General features: G+C 46.2%; 3 protein-coding genes and 1 pseudogene. 3 read left to right on the top strand and 1 reads right to left on the bottom strand.

From position 1 onward, the window contains the following. Positions 1-473 (top strand): hypothetical protein (locus Q0256_RS08300; protein ID WP_297962136.1); only part of this gene is annotated, 473 nt, incomplete at its 5' end. 439 nt (positions 474-912) lie between these two features. Here the strand turns inward: Q0256_RS08300 and Q0256_RS08295 are convergent. Then, positions 913-1,095, bottom strand: coding sequence for a hypothetical protein (locus tag Q0256_RS08295; protein ID WP_297962134.1), 183 nt, complete (start codon positions 1,093-1,095; stop codon positions 913-915). 59 nt (positions 1,096-1,154) lie between these two features. Between Q0256_RS08295 and lgt the strand changes: the two genes are divergently transcribed. Beyond that, on the top strand, positions 1,155-1,973 hold the full coding sequence (lgt, locus tag Q0256_RS08290; protein ID WP_297943378.1) for a prolipoprotein diacylglyceryl transferase: 819 nt from the start codon (positions 1,155-1,157) through the stop codon (positions 1,971-1,973). A 94-nt stretch (positions 1,974-2,067) separates the two neighbouring features. Next, a pseudogene (locus tag Q0256_RS08285) lies at positions 2,068-2,391 on the top strand (succinate dehydrogenase/fumarate reductase cytochrome b subunit); the annotation flags it as partial.

The raw sequence follows: 2,391 nt of genomic DNA, 5'->3' as shown, positions 1-2,391 counted from the left end.
ACGAGCAGAAGTTGCGCAGTTTGGGCAAAAACTGGATCATCGTAAATAAAAATATCGAGAACAAAAACGGCCACGAGCTTTGGCAAAAGGTGCAGGGCGAGGACTACGCGGCGCTAGAGCGCGATTTTGAGGCGCTAAAAGGGGCGTTTGAGATGGATTTTTTCAAGCTTATTAGCGAAAGCGAAGTGGAGCTGTTTTATGAAAAATGCCGCTTCAAAAAGCCTTTTGCGGAGCTTAAAAGCGCTCACGCAGCCAATATGCTAGCACTTCTTGCCATGATCTTTAAGCAAAACACGGACGCGAAATCGCATAAAATTTTGACGCTATATCTGGCGCAATTTATTATTCCTAGCTTTTCCGCGCTTGCTACGCACGTGCAGATAAACGCCAAAAGCAGCTACTATAAGGCGCTTGGGTGGTTTTTGGCGGATTTTTGCCGCGTGGTGAAAGAGACGCTGGGGCTTGGAATTTAAAATTTAAAATTTAGAACGCGCGCTAGGTATTTTTGCGCGTTCGACACGGAGAGTGCTGCGTAGAGATAGAATTTAAAGCTTGCTTTCGGAAATTTCTTGCGCTGTAGCCGATACAGCTCCTGCGGGCGCGATAAGCTAAGCGAGACGGGCGAATTTTATCTGCGTTATCTGCGCGGATGCAAAGTAGCTGCCTTGCTGTTTTGTGCGTCGGCGTTTGTTGTGTCGCGCGTCGTTGTGAATTCTGCGTGGCATTCAGTATTTTGCGCATGTGCCGTCTGATGTTTGTTTTGCGCGCACTGCGAGTTTTTCTAGGCGTCCGGTGCTCTCATTTTGCGCCGCCTGCATTAGGGTGCTGCGTGCTTTGTCCGCGTCGCGTCGTTTTGCGCTTTGGCGTTTTGCGTGTCGCTTTGTATGTCGTCTGGCATAGTCATTTGGAATTTTACGTGAGGCGCCTTGCGTCCCATCTGGCGTCGTCGCTTGAAATTTCATGCGAGGTGGTCTGTGCATCGTTTGACGCTATCGCTAGGATTTGCGTCTTACGTGTTTCGCGCGTGCGATCGAGCGTTCGAAAACTAAGTTTGGCGCCTAGCACTTGCGCCGCCCTGCGTCTTTTACCGAGCATGCGTCACGCAGCGTCCGATGCGCGCCGTTAAATTTTAAAATTTAAAACAAAGGAAAAATTTGAATTACTGGAACGAAATTTACGCCCACTTTGATCCTGTGGCATTCAGCGCGTTTGGCATAAACGTGCACTGGTACGGCATTATGTATGTTTTGGCGCTGCTTACGGCGCTATTTATCGCCAAGTATTTCGTACGCAAAGACGGCCTTGACTTTAGCGATAAGATGCTCGATCGCTACTTTATCTGGGTCGAAGTGGGCGTCATTTTGGGTGCGCGGCTTGGATATATCGCGATTTATTCGGGCGAGGCGGCGTGGTATTTCAGCCATCCGTGGCAAATTTTCAACCCTTTTCATAACGGCGAGTTCGTGGGCATTCGCGGTATGAGCTATCACGGCGCGGTCGTCGGATTCGTGATCGCGACGGTTTGGTTTTGCAAAAAATTTAAAACCGATATGTGGGCGCTGCTCGATCTCGTGGCACTTAGCGTGCCGCTTGGGTATTTTTTCGGACGCGTGGGAAATTTTTTAAATCAGGAGCTTTTCGGGCGCGAAACAACCGAGCCGTGGGGGATCTTAGTGGGCGGCACGTTGCGTCATCCAAGCCAGCTTTATGAGGCAGTTTTGGAAGGACTGGTAATTTTCGTGATTTTATTTTTCTACCGTAAATTTAAGAAATTTAACGGCGAGCTGATATGCCTGTATGCGATGCTATATACGGCGTTTAGATTTTTCGTAGAATTTTTTAGGGAGCCGGATGATGGGCTTGGGTTTATATTTTTAAATTTATCGATGGGGCAAATTTTATCTTTGGTGATGTTTTTGATAGCAGTTTTCTTAAAGCAGTCTTTGAAGAAAAAACTAATTTGCAGAAATTAAATTAATCTAAAGTTAAAAAGTAATATAATCCCTTTACAAAAATGTAAATTTTCGTTTAGCGGGGATTTATAATCATCTTTTTTAAGGAGAACCTATGCTAGGTCGCATTGAAGGCTTTACGGGCAGATCCATAGACGGCAAAAAAAGCCGCATTATGGCTTTGCAAGACGTGGCGCAAAGCATCAGCGGGCTGATTTTGGCCTGTTTCATGCTGTGTCATATGATATTTACCGGCACGATTTTGATCGGTAAGGGCGCGTTTGAGGGCGTCGTACATTTCGCAGAACCGGGCGGAATTTATTTCGTTACAAACATCGTCGCTTTTGTAATTTTCGTGATTTTCGTAGTTCACGCATTTTTAGCTATGAGAAAATTTCCAGCAAACTACAGACAATATCTAATGTTTAGAGGCCACAAA

Source organism: uncultured Campylobacter sp., from assembly GCF_937949835.1.
GTDB lineage: Bacteria > Campylobacterota > Campylobacteria > Campylobacterales > Campylobacteraceae > Campylobacter_B.
This window is presented reverse-complemented; position numbering and strand designations above follow the sequence as displayed.